Origin of the sequence: Candidatus Palauibacter polyketidifaciens (assembly GCF_947581785.1) — a bacterium.
GTDB lineage: Bacteria > Gemmatimonadota > Gemmatimonadetes > Palauibacterales > Palauibacteraceae > Palauibacter > Palauibacter polyketidifaciens.
Map to the genome: position 1 here is coordinate 15414 of NZ_CANPVO010000001.1, position 19747 is coordinate 35160.

At 71.2% G+C, this 19747-nt stretch carries 15 protein-coding genes; all 15 read left to right on the plus strand.

All coding sequences use genetic code 11. The features are described 5' to 3' along the window. Positions 1 to 36: 36 nt before the first annotated feature. The 15 genes from RN729_RS00080 to recG are packed head-to-tail and all read left to right on the plus strand — an operon-like array spanning position 37 to position 19735. The gene (locus RN729_RS00080) at positions 37 to 1431 is read left to right on the plus strand and encodes a UDP-N-acetylmuramoyl-L-alanyl-D-glutamate--2,6-diaminopimelate ligase (protein WP_310781440.1); all 1395 of its coding nucleotides are present in this window, start codon (positions 37 to 39) and stop codon (positions 1429 to 1431) included. Continuing rightward, the gene (gene murF / locus RN729_RS00085) at positions 1428 to 2825 is read left to right on the plus strand and encodes a UDP-N-acetylmuramoyl-tripeptide--D-alanyl-D-alanine ligase (protein ID WP_310781441.1); all 1398 of its coding nucleotides are present in this window, start codon (positions 1428 to 1430) and stop codon (positions 2823 to 2825) included. The genes RN729_RS00080 and murF overlap by 4 nt, the downstream gene beginning before the upstream one ends. After that, positions 2825 to 3931: a phospho-N-acetylmuramoyl-pentapeptide-transferase gene (mraY, locus tag RN729_RS00090; protein WP_310781442.1), complete on the plus strand. Its 1107-nt coding sequence runs from the start codon at positions 2825 to 2827 to the stop codon at positions 3929 to 3931. Before murF ends, mraY begins: the two co-directional genes overlap by 1 nt. Next, on the plus strand, positions 3931 to 5340 hold the full coding sequence (gene murD, locus RN729_RS00095; protein ID WP_310781443.1) for a UDP-N-acetylmuramoyl-L-alanine--D-glutamate ligase: 1410 nt from the start codon (positions 3931 to 3933) through the stop codon (positions 5338 to 5340). Before mraY ends, murD begins: the two co-directional genes overlap by 1 nt. Beyond that, positions 5337 to 6491 (plus strand): putative peptidoglycan glycosyltransferase FtsW, encoded by a 1155-nt coding sequence (locus RN729_RS00100; RefSeq protein WP_310781444.1) that lies wholly within the window; start codon positions 5337 to 5339, stop codon positions 6489 to 6491. Before murD ends, RN729_RS00100 begins: the two co-directional genes overlap by 4 nt. A gap of 3 nt (positions 6492 to 6494) precedes the next feature. Next, positions 6495 to 7646: a UDP-N-acetylglucosamine--N-acetylmuramyl-(pentapeptide) pyrophosphoryl-undecaprenol N-acetylglucosamine transferase gene (locus RN729_RS00105; protein ID WP_310781445.1), complete on the plus strand. Its 1152-nt coding sequence runs from the start codon at positions 6495 to 6497 to the stop codon at positions 7644 to 7646. Beyond that, on the plus strand, positions 7643 to 9061 hold the full coding sequence (murC, locus tag RN729_RS00110) for a UDP-N-acetylmuramate--L-alanine ligase (RefSeq protein ID WP_310781446.1): 1419 nt from the start codon (positions 7643 to 7645) through the stop codon (positions 9059 to 9061). The genes RN729_RS00105 and murC overlap by 4 nt, the downstream gene beginning before the upstream one ends. Continuing rightward, entirely contained in the window at positions 9045 to 9938 is an 894-nt protein-coding gene (gene murB, locus RN729_RS00115; protein ID WP_310781447.1) for a UDP-N-acetylmuramate dehydrogenase, read from the plus strand. Before murC ends, murB begins: the two co-directional genes overlap by 17 nt. Continuing rightward, on the plus strand, positions 9935 to 10699 hold the full coding sequence (locus tag RN729_RS00120; RefSeq protein WP_310781448.1) for an FtsQ-type POTRA domain-containing protein: 765 nt from the start codon (positions 9935 to 9937) through the stop codon (positions 10697 to 10699). Before murB ends, RN729_RS00120 begins: the two co-directional genes overlap by 4 nt. Further along, positions 10696 to 11922 carry a cell division protein FtsA gene (gene ftsA, locus RN729_RS00125; protein WP_310781449.1) on the plus strand — a complete coding sequence of 409 codons (1227 nt, stop codon included), beginning with the start codon at positions 10696 to 10698 and terminating at the stop codon, positions 11920 to 11922. Before RN729_RS00120 ends, ftsA begins: the two co-directional genes overlap by 4 nt. 17 nt (positions 11923 to 11939) lie before the next feature. Further along, positions 11940 to 13406 (plus strand): cell division protein FtsZ, encoded by a 1467-nt coding sequence (gene ftsZ / locus RN729_RS00130; protein ID WP_310781450.1) that lies wholly within the window; start codon positions 11940 to 11942, stop codon positions 13404 to 13406. A gap of 6 nt (positions 13407 to 13412) precedes the next feature. Continuing rightward, positions 13413 to 14696 carry a M23 family metallopeptidase gene (locus RN729_RS00135; protein WP_310781451.1) on the plus strand — a complete coding sequence of 428 codons (1284 nt, stop codon included), beginning with the start codon at positions 13413 to 13415 and terminating at the stop codon, positions 14694 to 14696. Next, the gene (locus RN729_RS00140) at positions 14693 to 16663 is read left to right on the plus strand and encodes a VWA domain-containing protein (protein ID WP_310781452.1); all 1971 of its coding nucleotides are present in this window, start codon (positions 14693 to 14695) and stop codon (positions 16661 to 16663) included. Before RN729_RS00135 ends, RN729_RS00140 begins: the two co-directional genes overlap by 4 nt. Then, on the plus strand, positions 16660 to 17601 hold the full coding sequence (ftsY, locus tag RN729_RS00145) for a signal recognition particle-docking protein FtsY (RefSeq protein ID WP_310781453.1): 942 nt from the start codon (positions 16660 to 16662) through the stop codon (positions 17599 to 17601). Before RN729_RS00140 ends, ftsY begins: the two co-directional genes overlap by 4 nt. Before the next feature lie 4 nt (positions 17602 to 17605). Then, a complete protein-coding gene (gene recG / locus RN729_RS00150; protein ID WP_310781454.1) occupies positions 17606 to 19735 on the plus strand; it encodes an ATP-dependent DNA helicase RecG in 2130 nt (709 codons plus the stop codon). Positions 19736 to 19747: the final 12 nt, after the last annotated feature.

Below are 19747 nucleotides of genomic sequence, written 5' to 3' on the forward strand. Positions count from 1 at the left end.
AGGTGGAGAGGGGTTCCTCCCGCGGAGTTCCCGGCGTTGCGCTCGGACTCCCGCCTGGTCGGCGCCGGCGACCTCTTCTGCGCGATTCCGGGGACGCGCGTCGATGGCCACGCTTTTGTGGAAGCCGCCGGGCGTGCCGGAGCCGGCGCCGCCGTCGTAGAGCGCGTCGCCGACGTCGACCTCCCGCAACTGGCCGTCCGCGACGCCCGGGCGGCCGTATCCCACCTCGCCGCACTCTTCGCCGGCGACCCCGGCGAAGCGCTCCGCCTCGTCGGCATCACGGGAACCAACGGCAAGTCGACTACCGCGTGGCTCACGCGGTGGATCCTGGCCGACATGGGACCCGCCGCGGCGCTGGGCACCCTGGGCACCGTATCCATCGACGGTGAAATCGGCGCTCCGGGGCTGACGACGCCCGATCCGATCGACCTGGCCCTCGAACTCTCCGCGTTGCGGGCGAGTGGCGCGGAGGCGGCGGTGCTCGAGGTTTCGTCGCACGCGCTCGACCAGCGCCGCGCGGATGGTTTCTCCTTCGATGCCGTGGGCTTTACGAGCTTCAGTCGCGAACACCTCGAATACCACCCCGATCTCGAGGCGTATCGGGAGGCCAAGCTGCGCCTGCTCGAGTTGCTTGCGCCGGGCGGCGTCTGCGCGGTGAACGACGATGAACCCGCCTGGAAGGAGATCGCGCCGCCGAACGCCACGGTGCTCCGCTACGGCTTCAAGTCGACGGCCGACCTGTGGCCGGATCAACTCGTGCTCTGCGCGGGCGGCGCGCGCTTCACCTTGCGGGCGCCGGGCGAGGCCGCCGCCGTGTCGCTGCCGCTTCCGGCCGATTTCAACGTGCGCAACGCCCTCGCGGCCGCCGCGATCGCGTGGGGCTTCGGCATGCCGCTCGAAAGGATCGCCGCGCGACTCTCCGAGGCGCCTTCCGTGCCCGGGCGCATGGAAGTGCTCTCGCGCGAGCCGGTTCTCGTGGTCCGCGATTTCGCGCACAACCCGGATTCGTGCGAGCGCGCGCTCTCCTCGTTGCGGGAGATCGTGCCGGGCCGGGTCATCGCCCTCCTCGGCTGCGGCGGCGACCGGGACCCGGGCAAGCGGCCGCAGATGGGGAGCATCCTCGCGCGCCTGGCCGATGTCGCGATCGTCACGAGTGACAATCCCCGGTCGGAAGATCCATCGGAGATCTGCCGCCAGATGGTCGTCGGGCTCCCGCCGGACAGCTACGAGATCGTCGTCGACCGACGAGAGGCGATTGCGCGGGGACTCGCCGAGGCCGGCCCCGCCGACGCCGTCGCGCTCCTCGGCAAGGGGCACGAGACGTACCAGGTCATCGGTGGAGAGCGACTGCCCTTCGACGAGCGCCGGATCGTCGAGGACCTCCTTCCCACGCTTCCGGACGCATCCGGGCTGCCGGGAGCGACGGCGTGACGGCGGCCACGCAGGCTCCGGCGGTGCGCTCGGGCTGGATTCGGGCGGCGCTCCGCCTGGACGCCGGCGGCGCCGGAAGCCCCGGCGAGGGCGGAGAGCGGGCGTACACCGGGGCATCGTGCGATTCGAGGACGCTGAAGCCCGGCGAGCTGTTCGTCGCGCTCGCCGGTGCACGGCACGACGCCGCCGATTTCCTCCCCCAGGCGGCGGCCCGGGGCGCGCCGGGCGCGATCGTTCGCGCCGGACGGGAAGATCTCGCGCTCGGGATGGAGTACTTTCCCGTCGCCGACCCTCTGAAGGCGCTCGGCGATCTCGCGGCCCGGGTCCGGCGCGAATCCGGCGCCACCGTCGTGGCGATCACGGGCAGCTCGGGCAAGACGACCGTGAAGGAGATGATCGCCTGCGCTCTCTCCGGATCCCGCCGCGTGTACCGCACGGAAGGGAACTACAACAGCCAGGTGGGGCTTCCGCTCACAATCCTGCGTGCCTCTCCCGATGCGGACGTCTGGGTGCTGGAAGTCGGAGCGAGCGAGCCCGGGGAGATCGCCCGCCTGGCGGAGATCGCGCGGCCCGACCACGTCGTCATCACGACCGTCGGCGCCGCGCACCTCGAGTGTTTCGGGGATGTGCGCGGCGTCCTGCGAGAGAAGATGGCGCTGGCGCACGGCGCCTCGGGCCGCGGTGCGCTCATCGTGGGAGAGGAACCCGCGATCCTCGCGGAGGCCGCACGGGCCCACCGGCCCGACGCGATCGTGGCCGGCTTCGGACCCGGGGCCGACTTCGCACCCGAGACGCACGCGGTCGAAGCGGACAGGATCGAGTTCCGCCGCGGCGGAACCCGCGTCGCGCTGGGCGTGGGCGGCGAGCACCACCTGCGGGACGCGCTGATCGCGGCGGCGCTGGCGGAATCGCTGGAGGTGCCGCCCAACGCCGCGGCCCAGGGGCTGTCGCGCTACGAACCGCTCGGCCTGCGCGGCGCGCTGCGCCGCATCGGGCGCCTGACGGTGCTGGCCGACTGCTACAACGCCAACCCGGATTCGTTTCGCGCGGCGATCGCCCAGACGCGCGACCTGCTCCCGGGACGCCGCCGCGCCGTGTTCGCGGGCTCGATGCTCGAACTCGGCTCCCAGGAGGTGAAGGCGCACCGCGAGATCGGCGACGAGATGCGGGCGGCGGGTTTCGACGTCATCGCGGCGACGGGCCTCTTCTGCGACGCGCCGTTCGAAGGCGTGCAAGGTCATGCCCTGATCCGGGCGGAGGACCCCGAAGCGGCCCTGCGGCCGTTTGCCGACGCCCTGGAAGGAGATGAGGTCGTGCTCGTAAAGGGCTCGCGCGGCGCCCGCCTCGAGCGGGTCATCGACGAACTGGAAGCCCGTTTCGGAGGGGACGCCTGATGCTCTACCACTTCCTCTTCCCACTCGCGGACCAGCATATCCTGTTCAACGTCTTCCAGTACATCTCGTTCCGCGCGGCCGGCGCCATGGTGACGGCCCTCCTCACCGCGTTCATCATCGGGCCGGGCGTGATCCGCAAACTCAGGAAGCACGGTATCGGCCAGATCGTGCGGGCCGAGGGGCCGGCCACGCACCTCGTGAAGGCGGGCACGCCGACGATGGGCGGCATCATCATCCTCACCGCCTGTCTCCTCCCCACCCTCCTCTGGGCACGTCTGGACAACACGTACGTGTGGGTCGCCCTCGTCGTCACCGCCTGGATGGGCGCGATCGGCTTCATGGACGACTACCTGAAGATCGTGCGCCGTCACTCGCGCGGCCTGATCGCGCGGTACAAGCTCATCTGGCAGTTCGTGCTGGGTCTGGCGCTCGGCGGGTTCCTCCTCTGGCAGCCCCTTTCCTCCTACGGGGCGACCCAGACGATGCTCCCGTTCTTCAAGGATCTGACGGTCGTCATCGAGGTGGCGATCTTCCCGCTGTTCGTCGCCATCGTCGTGGCGGGGAGCGCGAACACGGTGAACCTGACGGACGGTCTCGACGGGCTGGCCACGGGACTCGCCGCGATCGCCGCGCTCACGTTCGGCGCCTTCGCCTACGCGATCGGCCGGGTGGATACGTCGGCCTACCTCGGCGTCCTGTACCTGAACGGGGCGGGGGAACTGTCGGTGTTCTGCGCCGCGCTGGCGGGGGCGGCGATCGGCTTTCTCTGGTTCAACGCCCATCCGGCAGAGGTCATCATGGGCGACACCGGGTCGCTCGCTCTCGGAGGCGCGCTCGGGGCCGTCGCCGTCCTCCTGAAGTCGGAATTCCTCCTCGTCATCGTCGGGGGCGTGTTCGTCCTCGAAGGGTTGTCCGTGATGCTCCAGACCGGATGGTTCAAATTCAGTCGCCGGCGTTGGGGAAAGGGGCGCCGGATCCTGCGCATGGCCCCGCTGCATCACCACTTCGAGAAACTCGGCTGGCCCGAGACGCGCGTCGTCGCGCGGTTCTACATCCTTGGCGTCATCTGCGCGCTCCTCGGCCTGGCGACGCTGAAGATCCGCTGATGGCAGACGACCGACGTCCTCCGCTCTTCGGGCCCGGCGAGCCCGTGGCCGTCCTCGGACTCGGCGTGTCGGGGACCGCCGCGGCGCGTCTCCTGCACGCACTCGGAGCGGACGTATACGCGAGCGATGCGTTCGAGGGGCCTCGCCAGCGGGAGGCCGTGGAAGCCCTCACCGCCGAGGGCATCGACGCGGAGGTGGGACAGCACGACGTGGAGCGAATCCTGAACGCCGACCTCGTCGTGACGAGTCCGGGAATATCGCCGACGGCCGAGATCCGGCGGACGGTGGCGGACGCGGGCGTGCCTACCGTGGCCGAAATCGAGGTCGCCTATCGGCACCTCCGCTCGCGGGTCATCGGCATCACGGGCACGAACGGCAAGACGACGACGACCGCGCTCTGCGGGCACCTGCTGCAGGAGGCCGGCGTGGACGCGCTCACCGCGGGGAACATCGGCCGCCCGCTCTCCGAGATACCGCTGATGAAGCGGCAGCCGGATTGGCTCGTGGTCGAGCTGAGTTCATTCCAGCTCGCCGACCTCAGGGCGTTCAGACCCGAGGTCGGCCTGCTCGTGAACCTCGCGGCGGACCACCTTGACTGGTATTCGAGCATCGAGCGCTACTACGAGGACAAGGCGCGCCTGTTCGCGAACGCCAACGAGGACAGCCGATGGGTCCTGAACGGCGATGACGACGATGTGCTCGCCATGGCGGAACCGGTCGCCGGACACCGCTACATCGCTTCGATCGGGCCGCACGCGGAACCGGGAGCGTGGCTGGACGAAGCGGGGACGCTCGTCCAGCGTCTCGAGGCCGGGGGGGCGCCGGAGCCGTGGATCGCGGCCGGCGAGCTACAACTGGTCGGCGACCACAATGTCATGAACGCGCTCATGGCGGGGCTCGGGGCGGCGCTCGCCGGATGCGAGGCTGCGGCGATCGGAGCCGGACTCGCTTCCTTCCAGGGACTTCCCCATCGCCTCCAGAGAGTGGGCGAGTTCGAGCGCGTGCTGTGGATCAACGACTCCAAGGGAACGAACGTCTCCGCGACACGCGTGGCCCTCAACGCGTTCCATCGGCCCCTCGTGGCGCTCCTCGGAGGCCGGCACAAGGGCGAGTCGTACCGGTCGCTCGCCCCCGCGCTGCGCGAGAACGCGCGAGCCCTGATCGCGTTCGGAGAGGCCGCGCCGCAGATCGTGCGGGAGCTGGGCGATGTGGCGCCGGTCGAGGTCGCCCGCGGATTTCCGCAGCTCGTGCGCCTCGCCCGCGAGGCGGCCCAACCCGGCGATGTCGTCCTCTTCTCCCCCGCCTGCTCCAGCTACGACATGTTCCCGGACTACCGGAAGCGCGGCCGGACCTTCGAGGCGTGTGTCCGCGAATCGTATGAGGGACCGGCCCCGGAGCGGGCGACGTGACGGAGCACGCCCTTTCACGGGAACTCCCGCGCGTTCAGGAGTTCGCCGGTGCGCCGGCGTGGGTGCGGAATGCGCTCATCGGGATCACGCTCGTCCTCGTCGTGTTCGGGCTCCTCTCCGTTTATTCCGCGAGCTCCTTCGCGGCGCAGCAGAGCGGACTGCCGGGGAACCACGTGCTCATGAGCCAGCTGGCTCGCGCCGCCGTCGGCCTCGTGGCCCTGATCGTCGCCGCCTTCATCGATTATCGCGTGTACAGGCGGTTCGCGTGGCCGATCCTCGCGGCGGTGGCGGCTCTTCTTGTCGTCATGATCCTCCCGTTCACGACGGACATCGCGCCCGCCCGGAACGGGTCCCGCCGCTGGCTGATGCTCGGGCCGGCGACCTTTCAGCCCTCGGAACTCGCCAAGGTGGCCGTCGTCTTCTGGACGGCCGCGCTCGCCGTTCGCAAGCAGCGGGCCTTCAACAGTTTTCTGCGCGGAGTGCTCCCGTTCCTCCTCGTCCTGGGCCCCCTGCTCGTCCTCATCGCGGCGGAGCCGCACCTCTCGGCGACGCTGATCACGGCGGCGCTGGCGGCGACCGTGCTCTTCGCGGCCGGGATGCGCATCCGGCATTTTCTGTTCCTCACGCTGCTCATCGGCGCCGGGGTGGTGTGGCTCGTGCGCTCGAACAGCTACCAGCTCACGCGGATTCTCGCGTTTCTCAATCCGGAGGCGGACACGTCGGGCGCCGGCTACCAGTTGCAGCAGGCGCAGATTGCGATCGGCTCGGGCGGGATACTGGGCGCCGGCTATGGCGAAAGCACGCAGAAGCTCCACTACCTGCCCGAAGCGCAGAACGACTTCATCTATCCGATTATCGCAGAGGAGTGGGGGTTCGTGGGCGCGGTCACGATGATCGTCCTCTTCCTTGCGTGGACGCACCTCGGATTCCGGATCGCGAAGTCCGCCCCGGATCTGTTCGGGCGCCTGATCGCGATCGGGCTTACGACGATCATCGCCATCGGAGCGTTCGGACACATTGGAATCACGATGGGGCTGCTGCCCACGACGGGGGTGAGCCTCCCCTTCATCAGTTCCGGTGGCACGGGGCTCGTCATGGCGCTCGGCGTCACGGGCGTCCTGCTCAACGTGGCTTCGCGGCGGAGATGCTGACGCATGGCGTCGCCTCGTATTCTGATCGCGGGAGGCGGCACCGGCGGCCACCTGTATCCCGCCCTGAACCTGGCCGCGGCCTTCGGCCGGCTGGCCCCCGAGGTCGAATGCGTGTTCCTGGGCGGACGGCGGGGGTTGGAGGCCCGCGTGCTGCCTGACGCCGGGTACGAGTTCCGGCTCCTGCCGCTGCAACCGCTGTACCGGCAGCGGCCCTGGCGGAACTGGCGCCTGTTCGCATCGGCTCCGACCGTCCTCGCCGGCGTGCGGCGCGCGTTCCGGGATTTCGATCCGGGGCTCGTCGTGGGCACGGGGGGATATGTGGCGGGGCCCGCGCTCGCGGGAGCCCGCCTCCGCGGAGTCCCGGCGGCGATCCAGGAGCAGAATGCGGCGCCCGGTCTCGTGACGCGCCTGTTCGCGCCGGGCGTCCACCAGGTCCACCTCGGATACCCCGAGGCCGAAGCCCGCCTCCGGGTCGGCGGCCGCACGCGTCTGAGCGCGCTGGGGAACCCCGTCGCCCCCGCGATGGACCGTACGGCGGACGCCGGCGATTCAAGCCGCCCGGCTCCGGCGCGCTTCGATTGGCCCGCGGGCCGGAACCTCCTCGTCTTCGGCGGGAGCCAGGGCGCGCTCGGCCTCAACCGCGCCTTTCTGCGAGACCTCGAGTGGGCGGCGCGGGACGCCTCGGCGTGGCCGGACGACGTCTCGGTCGTGTGGATCGCCGGACCGGCGCACGCGGCCGAACTCGCCGCGCGCACGTCGGAACTCCCCCTCGCGGACCGCGTGCACGTCGTGTCCTACATCGATGACCTGGGCCGACAGCTGGACAGGGTGACACTGGCGCTGTGCCGGTCGGGGGCGATGTCGCTCGCCGAGTTATGCGCCGCGGGCCGACCGGCCGTGCTCGTGCCGCTTCCGACCTCCGCCGGGGGGCACCAGCTGACGAACGCCCGGGCGCTGGCGGCGGCGGGCGCGGCGGAGGTCCGCGAGGAGGAGAGCGTCGAGGCCGGCGAGTTGTGGTCGCTCTGTCGCGATATCCTCACCGACGATGGGCGCCTGGCCCGGATGTCCGCGGCCGCCGAGAGCCGCGGCCGGCCGGACGCGGCCCTCGAGATCGCCCGCGAGATGCTCACGCTCCTGGATCGGCGCGCGGCGTGACGGGGGCGGCGACGGCTGCGCCCCGTCCGGCGGGGACCGCGGATCTCCCGGCACCCGGTGCCCACGTCCATCTGATGGGGATCGGCGGCGCCGGCATGCGCGGACTCGCCCTTCTCTTCGACCGTGCCGGCTACGTCGTGAGCGGGTGCGACCGCGCCCCCGCGGATGCCCTCGGCGACCTTGCCGCGAAAGGGATCCGGGTCGAGCGGGGGCATTCCATCGCCCACCTGTCCGGGGTCGATCTGCTCGTTCGAAGTTCGGCCGTGCCGGCAGACGAGCCGGAGGTCGTCGGAGCGGAAGTCGCGGGCATACCGGTGATGCGCAGGGCCCGGGCGCTCGGCGCCCTCCTCAACGGGCAGGCGATGGTCGGCGTTGCGGGGACGCACGGGAAGACGACGATCACCGCGATGACCGGGCACGCGGCGGCCGCGGCCGGGCTCGATCCCCTCGTCCTCGTCGGCGGCCGCGTCGACGCGTGGAAGGGGTTTACGCGGCTGGGGGATGGTCCCGCCATCGTGGAAGCCGATGAATTCGACCGCTCCTTCCTCGAACTTCATCCCACGCTTGCCGTGATCAGCTCGCTCGAGCCTGAGCATCTCGATACCTACGGGGACTGGGAGAGTCTCCGTTCCGCGTTCGCGGATTTCGCCGGGCGGACCCGGAACGCCGAAGGTCTCATCTACTGCCGCGATGACGAGGGCGCCCGCAAACTCGCGGAGGCGTGCGGGTTCTCCGGCACGGGGCGCGGTTTCGGGTACGGTTTCGGGGACGGAGCCTGGTGCAGGCTCGAAGAGGCGGGGCCGCGCACGCTGCGCCTCTCCTGGCCGGACGGGACGGTCGATCTCACGCTCCGCGTGCCCGGGCGCCACAACCAGCTCAACGCCGCGGCGGCCTTCCTCGCCGCGTTGCGGCTCGGCGGCGATCCTCGGGCGGCGGCGCGCGGGCTCGGCGAGTTCCGCGGCGTGGCGCGCCGGCTCGAGATGATCGCGGCTTGGCCCGACCTCACGGTCTTTGACGACTACGCGCACCATCCGACCGAGGTCGCGGCGTCGCTCGCCGCGCTGCGGGAAGCCTATCCGGACGCCCGGCTGACGGTCGTCTTTCAGCCGCACCTGTTCACCCGGACGCGCGACTTCGCGGACGCGTTCACCCGCGCCCTGACGACTGCGGACGAGGCGCGCGTGCTCCCCATCTATCCCGCGCGCGAAACGCCGCTTCCAGGCGTCACCTCGGAGCTGATCATCGGCGGGGCCGGAGCGACCGCGGCGCCGATCGACCGGAAGGACGCGCGGGAACTCGTGCCGGCGGAGGTCGGCGCCGGAGAGGCGGTGCTCGTCTTCATGGGCGCCGGCGACGTCACCGACCTCGCGCACGCGGCGGTCCAGCGGCGGGCGGGCGATGCGGTGGGAACGTGACGTCCCGCTCGCGCCCCTGGTCCGCTACCGGATCGGCGGGCCGGCCGCGCGGCTCGCGCGACCTCGCTCGATGGCGGAGCTGGACACCGCGCTGCGCGAAACGTCCGGCCGCGGCTGCCGCGTGCTGGGGACCGGTGCGAACCTCCTCATCGGGGACGACGGAGTGGCGGAACCCGTCCTCGTCCTCGAGGGCGATTTCGGGGCCGTCCGGGTCGAGGCCACCGCCATCGAGGCGGGGGCCGGCGCCCGCCTGCCCGCCCTTGCCCAGACCGCACGCCGCAACGGACGGTCGGGATTCCACTTCCTGGAGGCCGTCCCCGGCACCCTCGGCGGAGGCCTGCGGATGAATGCCGGGTCGAGGGACGAGGGACTCTGGGACCGCGTCGAATGGGCGGAAGCCGTGACGCCGGAGGGCGAACTCGTGCGGGTCCGGCCCGAGGAGGCGCAGCCCGCGTATCGCCATGTGCGCGTGCCGGCCGACTGGGTGTTCGTGCGCGCGCGCCTCGACGCGAAGCCGGCCGAGGCGGACGCCGTTCGCGATGCACACCTGAACTTCCGCGAACGAAAGGTACGGGATCAGGTGTACGACCTGCCCTCGGTGGGTTCGACCTGGAAGAACCCGGGTCCGCCGCATCCGCCGGCCTGGAAGATCGTCGACGAGGTCGAAATGAGAGGGGCCCGGGTCGGGGGCGCGCGGATCCACGAGCGGCACGCGAACTTCATCGTCAATCTCGGCGGGGCGCGCGCCGCCGACGTGATCGGACTCATGGCGGAGACTCGCCGCCGCGCCCTCGCGCGTCTCCGCGTGGCGCTGGAGCCGGAGATCCACCTGTGGGGGTTCGATCCCGCGCAACTCGCCCGCGTGGGGGCCGCATGATCTCTCCCGGGACGTCGCGCTCCCGACGCATCACCCGCCGAGGACGCCGCAGGCTCCTCTTCGCCCTGATGGCCGCCTCGATCGGCCTTTCCGTTCCCATCTGGGTGCCGCCCCTCCTCGCGGCGCTGTCCGCGTTTCAGGTTGCGGAACTCCACGTGACCGGGACCGAGCACATCCCGCCCGACGAGATCAGGGCACTCGCCGTCACCCCGGACGCGTCCGTGTGGGACGACCCCGCGACGTGGGAGGAGCGCGTCCGCGCACATCCGATGGTTCGCGAGGCCACGGCCCGCCGAGAGGGCTTCAACACCCTCGAGATCGCCATCGTGGAGCGACGTCCGATCGCGCTCGTGGCGACGCCCGAACTGCGTCCCGTGAGCGCGGATGGCTACGTGCTGCCGCTCGACCCCTCCGCCGAGTCGCTCGACCTGCCGATCATCCGGGGCCCGGTCGAAACGGAGGGCGGATTCGTGAAGGACCCGGGAATGCGGGAGCTCATCCTCGCGCTCGCGCGCATGGATCGGACGCGGAGCGATTTCATGTCGCTCGTCTCCGAGGTCGGGGCCGCGGCGGAGGGCGGATACCGTTTCCTCCTCCTGCCCGGCGCCGGGGCGGATGTCGTGCTTCTGCCCGGCGATGAGCCCCTGCGCGCCCTCGACCGGGTATCGATCGCGCTCGGGCAGATCGAGGATCGACGCGTCGCACGTGCGGATGCGCGGTTCAGAGGCCAAGTTGTACTGACGCGCGTGGAGGAGCGATGATTCAGGGGGCGGGCATTGTCGGGGTGGATGTGGGGTCGACCAAAACCTGTGCGGTCGTCGCCGCAGTGCATCCCGGTCGCCAGCCCACGGACCCGCTCGAGATTCTCGGCCTCGGCGTCACGCGTTCCGACGGCATGAACGGCCCGGACATCGGGAACATCGAGGCAGCGACCCAGGCCGTTCGCACCGCCGTCAGACAGGCGGAAGCCACGGCCGGCCGCGAAGTCGAGGCCGCCTACGTGAGCGTGCCGAGCGGGAGCGTCCGGACGTCCCGATCGAAGGGCGTGCTTCAGGTCTCCGGCTCGGAGATTACGCCCGCCGACGTCAAGCGCGTGCAGGAGGTGGGCCGGGCCGTTCCGATCCCGCCCGGCCACGAGTTGATACACGCCCTGTCCCAGAAGTACACCGTCGACCATCGTGACGGGATCCGGGATCCCGTCGGCATGGCCGGCACCCGTCTCGAGGCGGACCTCTGCATCGTGACGGCGGACGTGGCGATCTGCCACGACATCTCGAAAGTCGTCGACCGCGCGGGGTACCGGCCGGACGAGCTGGTCATGGCGCCGCTTGCCACGGCGCTCGCCGTGCTTGAGGATGCCGAGCGCGAAGCCGGCGTGGCCCTGGTCGAGGTCGGGGGCGCAACGACGGACGTGCTCGTGTACGGAGGACACCGCCTCCTTCACGCGGCGACGCTGCCCTGGGGCGGATCGATCGTGACGCGGGACATTGCTCGCGGCCTCGGCGTGCACGAAGACGAAGCCGCGCAACTCAAGGAGCGACACGGCGGGGCGCTGCGCGACCGGGCCGATTCGCAGGAACTGCTCGACGTCTCGGGGGCTCGCCACGGATGCGCTCGACGTGTGTCGCGCGAGTTGCTGCTGCACATTATCGAACAACGTCTGGACGAAATCCTGGGTCTGGTATACGAGGAGCTGGAGACGAGCGGAACGCTGGGCGGACTCGAGGCGGGGATCGTGTTGAGCGGCGGCGGGGTCTCGCTCGCGCACGCGGAAGACCTGGCCCGTTCCGTCTTCAACCGGCCCGTTCGCACCGGTATTCCTTCGCTCGGTCTCGCGGGCATGGCGGAGGGCGTCGCGCGCCCGTCGTACAGCACCGCCGCGGGACTGGCGCTGTACGGCGCTTCGCGGGCCTCGGCCGGAGGGTTGGTCGGAGCGACCCGCGCATTCGCAAGAGTCGGTGGGTGGCTACGGGAGTTTTTCTGATGGGAGGGAGGGGAGATATGGTCTTCGCATTCGACGAAAACGGCGTGCGTAACGCAAAAATGAAGGTCGTCGGCGTGGGCGGCGCCGGCGGCAATGCCGTCAACCGCATGATCGACGAGGAACTCGAGGGCGTGGAGTTCATCGCGGTCAACACCGACGCCCAGGCGCTGAAGGAATCCGGCGCCCACCTCCGAGTCCAGATCGGAAAGGAACTCACGCGAGGTCTGGGGGCCGGCGCCCGTCCCGAGATCGGGCGGCAGGCGATTTCCGAGAGCTCCGAGGAGATCCGATCGGTGATCGCGGGTGCGGACCTCGTCTTCGTCACGGCCGGGATGGGTGGAGGCACGGGCACGGGTGCGGCCCCGATCATCGGCGGCATGGCACGGGAAATGGGGTCGCTCTGCATCGCGATCGTCACCCGCCCCTTCCATTTCGAAGGCAAGAAGCGGATGCGGCACGCCGAGATCGGGCTGCGGGAGCTCCGGCGCGCGGTGGACACGATGATCGTCGTGCCGAACGAGCGTCTGCTCGCCGTCGTGGGAAAGGAGATGACCTTCCGCCAGGCGCTAAAGAAGGCGGACGAGGTCCTGCTCCAGGCGACCCAGGGAATCTCCGACCTGATCTCCGTCACCGGCGAGGTGAACGTGGACTTCGCGGACGTGCGTACGGTGATGTCGAACCGCGGGGCCGCCCTCATGGGAACCGGCGGCGCGACGGGCGAGGACCGCGCGGTGGAGGCGGCGCAGCAGGCCATTTGCTCACCCCTCCTCGACAACGTATCCATCAACGGCGCCACGGGCGTCCTCATCAACATCAGCGGCGGTCCCGACCTGACGATCGATGAGGTCACGACGATCAACTCGATCATTCAGGAGGCTGCGGGCGACGAAGGCGAGATGATCTTCGGAGTCGTGCACGATCCCCAGCTTGAGGGCAAGCTCCGCGTGACGGTGATTGCGACGGGCTTCGGAGATATGGTGGAGGACGAGCCGGCACCGGTGGCCGAGCGGGTGATCTCCGCGCGCAAGCCGTCGCCCCTGTCTCCCGCGACCCCGGTGGTCATCGGCTCGAAGTACGAGCGTCCGAATGTGTTCGACGATCGCTCGGCGCCGCCGACGCAACCGGAGTCCAAGCCCGTCGAAGCCCCCGTGGAGGTGAAACAGGCGGGCATCGCGTTCGAGGCGCTCGCCGCCGAGGAGCCGGCGGCCGAGCCCGTGTTCGAGCCGCCGGCCGAGGCCACGACCGAGTCCGAGCCGGAACCGGAGCCTGCGCTCGACGTGCCGGTGTCCGAGGGATCGATGCCCGAAGGCATGGGGTACGAAGCCGAACCGGCGACACCGGACCCGACCACGGAGGAAGTGACGGCCGAGGAAGTGACGGCCGAGGTGGAGCCCGAAGTGCAGGACCGCGACGCGTGGACCGATGCCCGCGTCGAGTTCGAGGATCTCGAGATCCCGACTTTCATTCGGCGACAGATGGACTGAGCACGCTTGAGAACAAGACTTGCTGCTGCGGTTGGACTCGCCCTCGCGGGGGTCCTGGTCGTCGGTTGGGCCGCGTTGGGCCCCCGGGCCGGGCAGACGGAGCACGTCAAGGTCGTCGAAGTGCCGACGCCACCTGCGCCCGTCACGCTGGTGCATCGTCTGCAGCGGGGCGAGACGCTGGGCGATGTGTTCGAGGACCATGGCCTGAGCCCCGCAGCGACGCACGCCATCGCGGAGGCGATGGGCGAATTCGAGAGTCCGCGCCGGCTGCGGCCCGGCGTCGCGATTCACTTCGTGAGCAGACCCGGCGAGTCTCCGGCGCGCATCCGCGTCCACCTCGACCCCGACCGCATCCTCCACCTTTGGTCCGGCGACGGAGCCGCGCCCTTGTGGTCGGCGCGGCTGGACTCGGTGCAGGTCGTACGAGACACGCTTCTCCTCGCGGGTCTCATCCAGTCGAACCTGTTCGACGCGGAGATGTCGGGGGACGTGGAGGCGCTCGGCGACGGGGAACGTTTCGATGTGGCGTACCGCATCTCGCAGGTCTTCGCCTGGCAGATCGACTTCTGGCGGGACCTGCGCCGGAATGACGCCTACCGGCTTCTCATCGAGCGAGAGGTGCGGCCGGACGGATCCGTGCGCGACGCCACGGTGCTCGCCGCGGACTTCCGGAACGACCGGCGGGTCCTCACGGGCGTGCGATTCGAGCATGCCGCGGCCGAGCGCGCGGAGTACTACGACGAAGCGGGCGAAGCCCTCCGGGGCCAGTTCCTGCTCGCGCCACTGGACATCGTCCGTGTGACGAGCGGCTACAATCTCAGGCGGTTCCACCCGGTGCTCCGGCGTACCCGACCGCATCTCGGCGTCGACTACGGGGCGGCGAGAGGCACGCCCGTGCGCGCGACGGGAGCGGGACGCGTGACGCGGGCGGGGTGGTGGGGCAACTACGGGAACGCCGTCGAGATTCGTCACGCGAACAACATCCGCACCCGATACGCGCACCTCGCCAACGTCGCGCGCGGCGTGGCGACCGGGACTCAGGTGGAACAGGGGCAGGTCATCGGATATGTGGGCGACACCGGTCTCGCGACCGCGCCTCACCTTCACTACGAGTTTCTCCGGAACGGCGCGCAGGTGAACCCGGCCCGTCTGCAGTTGCCAAGGGCCGAGCCGATCCCCGCGGAACTGCGCGAGCGGTTTGACATCGTTCAGCACGCCGTGCTCGCGCGGTTGCGAAGCCTTCCGATGCCCATCCATCCCACGCAGCGCGCTCGCCGCACACAGGATTGAGCCCCGGCCTCTGGCTTCTCGTCGCGCTGGGCGCAGTCGCACTCGCCGGCTGGGCCTATGGCACGCGTGAGGAACGTGTCGCGGGGCGCACCGGTCCCGCCGCCGTCCGGGCGGTGGCCGTCTTCCTGATTCTGGGCGCGCTCACCCTGCCCGCGTTGCGCGGCAGCGGTGTGGGAATGCCCGAACGCGTCGTGCTTCTCGATGTCTCGCGCAGCATGACGCTCCCGGTTCGCGCCGGCGACACCGGCGGGGCGACGCGGCTCGACTCGGCCGTGGCCCTGCTTCCCGAACTCGCGCCGGATCGGATCTACCTGTTCGGAGACGGCCCCGTCCCCGCCCGGCTCGATTCGCTGGATGCGCTCGGAGCGACGCACGACGCGAGCCGGCTCGAACCGGCGCTGCAGGCCGCGCGCCTGGGTGGAGCCGACAGCGTGTGGGTGCTCACCGACGGCGAGTTGACGGATCGTGACGCGGCCCGCGAGACGGCCACGGGGCTGGGCCTCGGGGTACGTGAACTCCGGGTCGCCGCGGGCGAGCCCCGGGTAGCGCTCGCTGCGCTGCAGGCACCGGAGCGGGCCCGAGCCGGCGATACCGTCCGCGCCACGCTCGAGTTCCACGCCGGCGGGGGATCGGGCGGCGGCGAAGCGGGCGGCGGGGGCGGGTTGCCCGACAGCGTGAGCTTCCAGCTCGAGCGCGACGGCACGGTCATTGCGACCGTGCGGGCGCCCCGCCCGGCTGCCGGACGGACGGGTCGCGCGCAGATCACCTTCGTGCCGCGGGACGAAGGCGCCGAGTCCGCCTGGCGACGCTATGAGGCCGTGCTCGTCGATCCGCCGGATCCCTTCGATGTCTCCGGCCGGACGGGCGCGTGGATCGAAGTCTCGGAATCCTCGGCCGGGGCCGTGCTCGTGTCGCTGGCCCCCAACTGGGAGGCGCGTTTCCTCGTCCCCGCCCTCGACCGGCTCGTTCTGGGCGGAGCGCGCGGCTACCTGCGCCTTGCGGATGGCCGCTATCTCGAGATGGGCGCCGCTCCCCGCATCGTCGAGGCATCCCGGGTGCGCGAAGCGGTACAGGGCGCCCGGCTGCTTGCTGTGCAGGCCTCGCCGGAGGATCTGCCGCCGTGGCTGGCCGGCGCGCTGCGGGCTCACGCGCGGACGCTCTTCTTCACGGGGGGGCCGGGTGACGTGCCGGGAGTGGGGGCGCGCGTGACGGGTCCCCTGCCCGGGGAGTGGTACCCCGCCGGGCCGGTGCCCGCGAGCCCTTCGGCGGCGCTCCTCGCCGAGGCCGACCTGGACCTCCTGCCTCCGGTCCGCGAACTCTACGCCGTGGAGCCCGCGGGGAGATGGTCTGTGATCAACGCGAGCCGGAACCGGCGCGGAGAGGGAAGGCCGCTCCTGACGGCGGACGAGGACGGCACGCGCCGGTGGGCGCTCTCCGCAGCCGCCGACTGGTGGCGCTGGTCGCTGCGGGCGGACGAGCCGCGCAGCGTCTACGAGGGTGTGTTCAGCGGCATCGTCGGCTGGCTCGTCGAGGATGCGACGCCCCGGCTCGCCTCGCTCGTGCGGACGCCGGCCCCCGGCGAGCCGCAGGTGTGGCGCATCCGTCCCGGATCCGCGGACCTCACGATCCGGCTGCTCGATGAGACGGGCGCGGAGGCGTGGAGCGAGTCCATCGCGGATCCTCCCGCCGAGATCGTGGGCCCCGGTCTCCCGCCGGGCCGCTACGAGGCGCTCGTGACGGCGACCGGCCCCGACGGCCCCGTCGATCTCGGCCGGCCCGTCGATGTCGAACCCGATCCGCGCGAGTTTCTTCCAGGGCCCCCGTCCGAACCGCTCGCCATCGGCGCGCAGCCTTCCCCCCGCGCTCCGGTCGACGTCCGGTCGCCCCGGCCCGTGTGGCCGCTCCTCCTCGCCGTCCTGCTCCTGTGCGGGGAATGGGTGTGGCGGCACCGGATCGGACTCCGGTGACCGGCACCCTCAGCCGTCCGAAACGCGGCCTCTGGCGCCGGATCGTCGACTTCGCGCTCACGGACGTGAACACCCTCGTCGACGGCGGACTCGACGGCGCCGCCATCGAACGCCTGGAGGAAGTCCTCCTCGAAGCGGACTTCGGGGTCGACATCACGCTCGAACTCGTCGAAGCGCTCGAGCGGGCGGCGAGCCGGGGCGCGATCGCGACGGAGAGCGACCTGCGCGATACGCTGAGGGCCCGGCTCGCCGAGGCGCTCGCCGCCGCCGCCCCGCCCGCCGGCGGGTCGCCCGCCGACTCGCTGCCGCGCGGCGGGGCGCCGGGGGTCCTCCTTCTCGTGGGCGTGAACGGCGTGGGGAAGACGACGACCGCGGCAAAGCTGGCCGCGCGCCTGCAGGCGGAGGGCGGCCGCGTGCTGCTTGCGGCGGCGGACACCTTCCGGGCGGGGGCGCAGGAGCAGCTCCGGGCGTGGGCGGAACGGCTGCAGACCGATTTCGTCGGGGGAACGCCCGGAGCGGACCCGGCCTCCGTGGCGTTTGACGCGGTGGCGGCGGCGCGCGCGCGGGATGCCGCCTGGGTGCTCGTCGACACGGCCGGCCGGCTCCACACGCAGGACGATCTGATGCGCGAACTGGTCAAGATCGATCGAGTGCTCGGCCGACAGGTGGAGGGCGCGCCGTACGAGCGGCTGCTGGTCGTCGACGCCACCTCCGGGCAGAACGTGATGAACCAGGCGCGACAGTTCGGGGCGTCGCTCGATCTCACGGGCCTCGTGCTCGCGAAGTTCGATAGCACGGCGCGCGCCGGCACCGTCGTCTCCGTCGTGCGCGAACTCTCCGTCCCCGTCCGCTTCCTCGGCGTCGGGGAGTCCCCGGAGGACCTCGAGGAGTTCTCGCCGGACCGGTATCTCGACAAGATCCTCGCACCGGAGCCGTGATCGCGTGACGGCCGGGCGCTCCATCCTGCGGGGATCCGTGCAGTACCTGAAGGGCGTGGGCCCCCGGCGGGCGGAGCGCTTCGCGAAGATCGACGTTCACACGGGGCAGGACCTCCTCTACCACCTCCCGTACCGGTACGAGGACGCGACTACGGTCGACGCGATCTCCGAGTTGAAGGTCGGTCAGGATGCGACGGTCATCGGTCGCGTGGTCTCGAAGGGCGTCATCCCCACGCGTCGCCGGCTGCGCGTTTTCCGGGCCGTGCTCCGGGACGCGACCGGCCACATCGAATGCGCCTGGCCGGGACGCCCGTGGCTCGACCGCACGATCGACAAGGGCGACCTGCTGCTTACCGCCGGACCCGTGCGCTTCTACCACGGCAAGCAACTCCAGCCGCGGGAACACACCGTGCTGGCCCGCGCCTCCGACGAGAGAGGCGCCTCCGGCGACCGATCCGCCGAGCGAACCGCGGACTCCGGGGAGCGTCCCGCCGAGGGGCGGGTGTTTCCCGTCTACCCCGCCACCGAGGGGCTCACGCACCGGCAGATCCGCGCCGTCATCGAGCTGAACCTCTCCCGTCTCCTCTCCGACCTCGGAGACGACGACCCGATTCCCGGCGGCTGGCTCGAAGAACTCTACCTTCCCCCGCTCGCGGAGGCCCTTCGCACGCTGCACGGCCCGTCGGCCGTCGCCCAGGTCGGGCGCTGCCAGCGGCGCCTCGCCTTCGAGGAACTCTTCTTTCTCCAGCTTCTCCACGCCCGGGCCCGGGCGCGCCTTCGCCACGAAGTCCGCGGCATCGCCTTCGACGCTCCGGCCACGCTCACGCGCGCGCTCCTGCAGGCCCTCCCCTTCGAACTCACGGCGGCCCAGCGCCGCGCCTGGTCACAGATCGAGGCGGACATGGCCCGGCCCGCGCCGATGAACCGCTTGCTGCAGGGGGACGTGGGGAGCGGGAAGACGGTGGTGGCCGCGCTCGCCATGCTCAAGGCGATCGAGGCGGGACGGCAGGCGGCGATCATGGCCCCGACGGAACTGCTGGCGGAGCAGCACCGGCGCACCTTCGTGAAGATGCTCGGCCCCCTCGGCGTGGAGCCCGAACTCCTGACCGGCGCCGTCACCGGGAAGGCGCGGCGGGAAACGCTGGCGCGGATCGCGGCCGGCGACGCCCGTCTCGTCGTCGGGACGCACGCCCTGATCCAGGAAGGGGTCGACTTCGCGTCCCCGGGACTCGTCGTCATCGACGAACAGCACCGCTTCGGCGTGGAGCAGCGCCGCCGGCTCCGGGAGAGCGGCGAGGCGCCCGACGCGCTCGTGATGTCCGCGACGCCGATCCCCCGCAGCCTCGCCCTCGTCCTCTACGGCGACCTCGACCTCTCGATCATCGACGAACTCCCCCCCGGCCGACGGCCGATCCGGACCGCCGTGCGCGGACCCGAGAGCCGCGACGCCGCGTTCGACTTCCTCGGCGACCAGCTCGCGGCGGGCCGCCAGGCGTACGTCATCTATCCCCTCGTCGAGGAATCCGAGGCCCTCGAGGCCCGCGCCGCGACGGTCATGTTCGAGCAACTCCAGGCACGTTTCCCGGACGTCGCCGTGCGGCTCCTGCACGGACGCCTCTCCTCCGCCGAGAAGGATGAGGCGATGCGGAGCTTCCTGGCGGGCGACACGAACCTCCTCGTCGCGACCACCGTCATCGAGGTGGGCATCGACGTCCCCAACGCGACCGTGATGATCATCGAGGACGCCGAGCGTTTCGGCCTCGCGCAGCTCCACCAGCTGCGGGGACGCGTCGGGCGCGGCGCCGAGCAGTCCTACTGCATCGTCTTCCACGCCTCCGAGACGCCATCGGAGCGGCTCGTCGCCTTCGAGAAGAAGACCGACGGATTCGAACTCGCCGAGGAAGATCTCAGGATCCGCGGCCAGGGCGACCTCTTCGGCAAGGAACAGCACGGCGCCGTGCTCCTGCGGTTCGCGCAACTCGACCGCGATGTCGACCTGCTGGACGCCGCGCGCCGGCGGGCCCGCGCCATCGTGGACGCGGACCCCGGGCTCTCGAAGCCGGCCCACCGGCGGTTCCGTCACGAACTCGATCTCCGCTACGCCCAGCGGGAGGCCCTCTACCACGTCGGCTGACCCGGCCGGCGC

Excerpts from the sequence above, each read along its gene's own strand:
- murD (WP_310781443.1), top strand. The coding sequence starts at position 3,931 with ATGGCAGACGACCGACGTCCTCCGCTCTTCGGGCCCGGCGAGCCCGTG.
- ftsZ (WP_310781450.1), top strand. The coding sequence starts at position 11,940 with ATGGTCTTCGCATTCGACGAAAACGGCGTGCGTAACGCAAAAATGAAG.
- RN729_RS00120 (WP_310781448.1), top strand. The coding sequence starts at position 9,935 with ATGATCTCTCCCGGGACGTCGCGCTCCCGACGCATCACCCGCCGAGGA.
- murB (WP_310781447.1), top strand. The coding sequence starts at position 9,045 with ATGCGGTGGGAACGTGACGTCCCGCTCGCGCCCCTGGTCCGCTACCGG.
- mraY (WP_310781442.1), top strand. The coding sequence starts at position 2,825 with ATGCTCTACCACTTCCTCTTCCCACTCGCGGACCAGCATATCCTGTTC.
- RN729_RS00105 (WP_310781445.1), top strand. The coding sequence starts at position 6,495 with ATGGCGTCGCCTCGTATTCTGATCGCGGGAGGCGGCACCGGCGGCCAC.
- ftsA (WP_310781449.1), top strand. The coding sequence starts at position 10,696 with ATGATTCAGGGGGCGGGCATTGTCGGGGTGGATGTGGGGTCGACCAAA.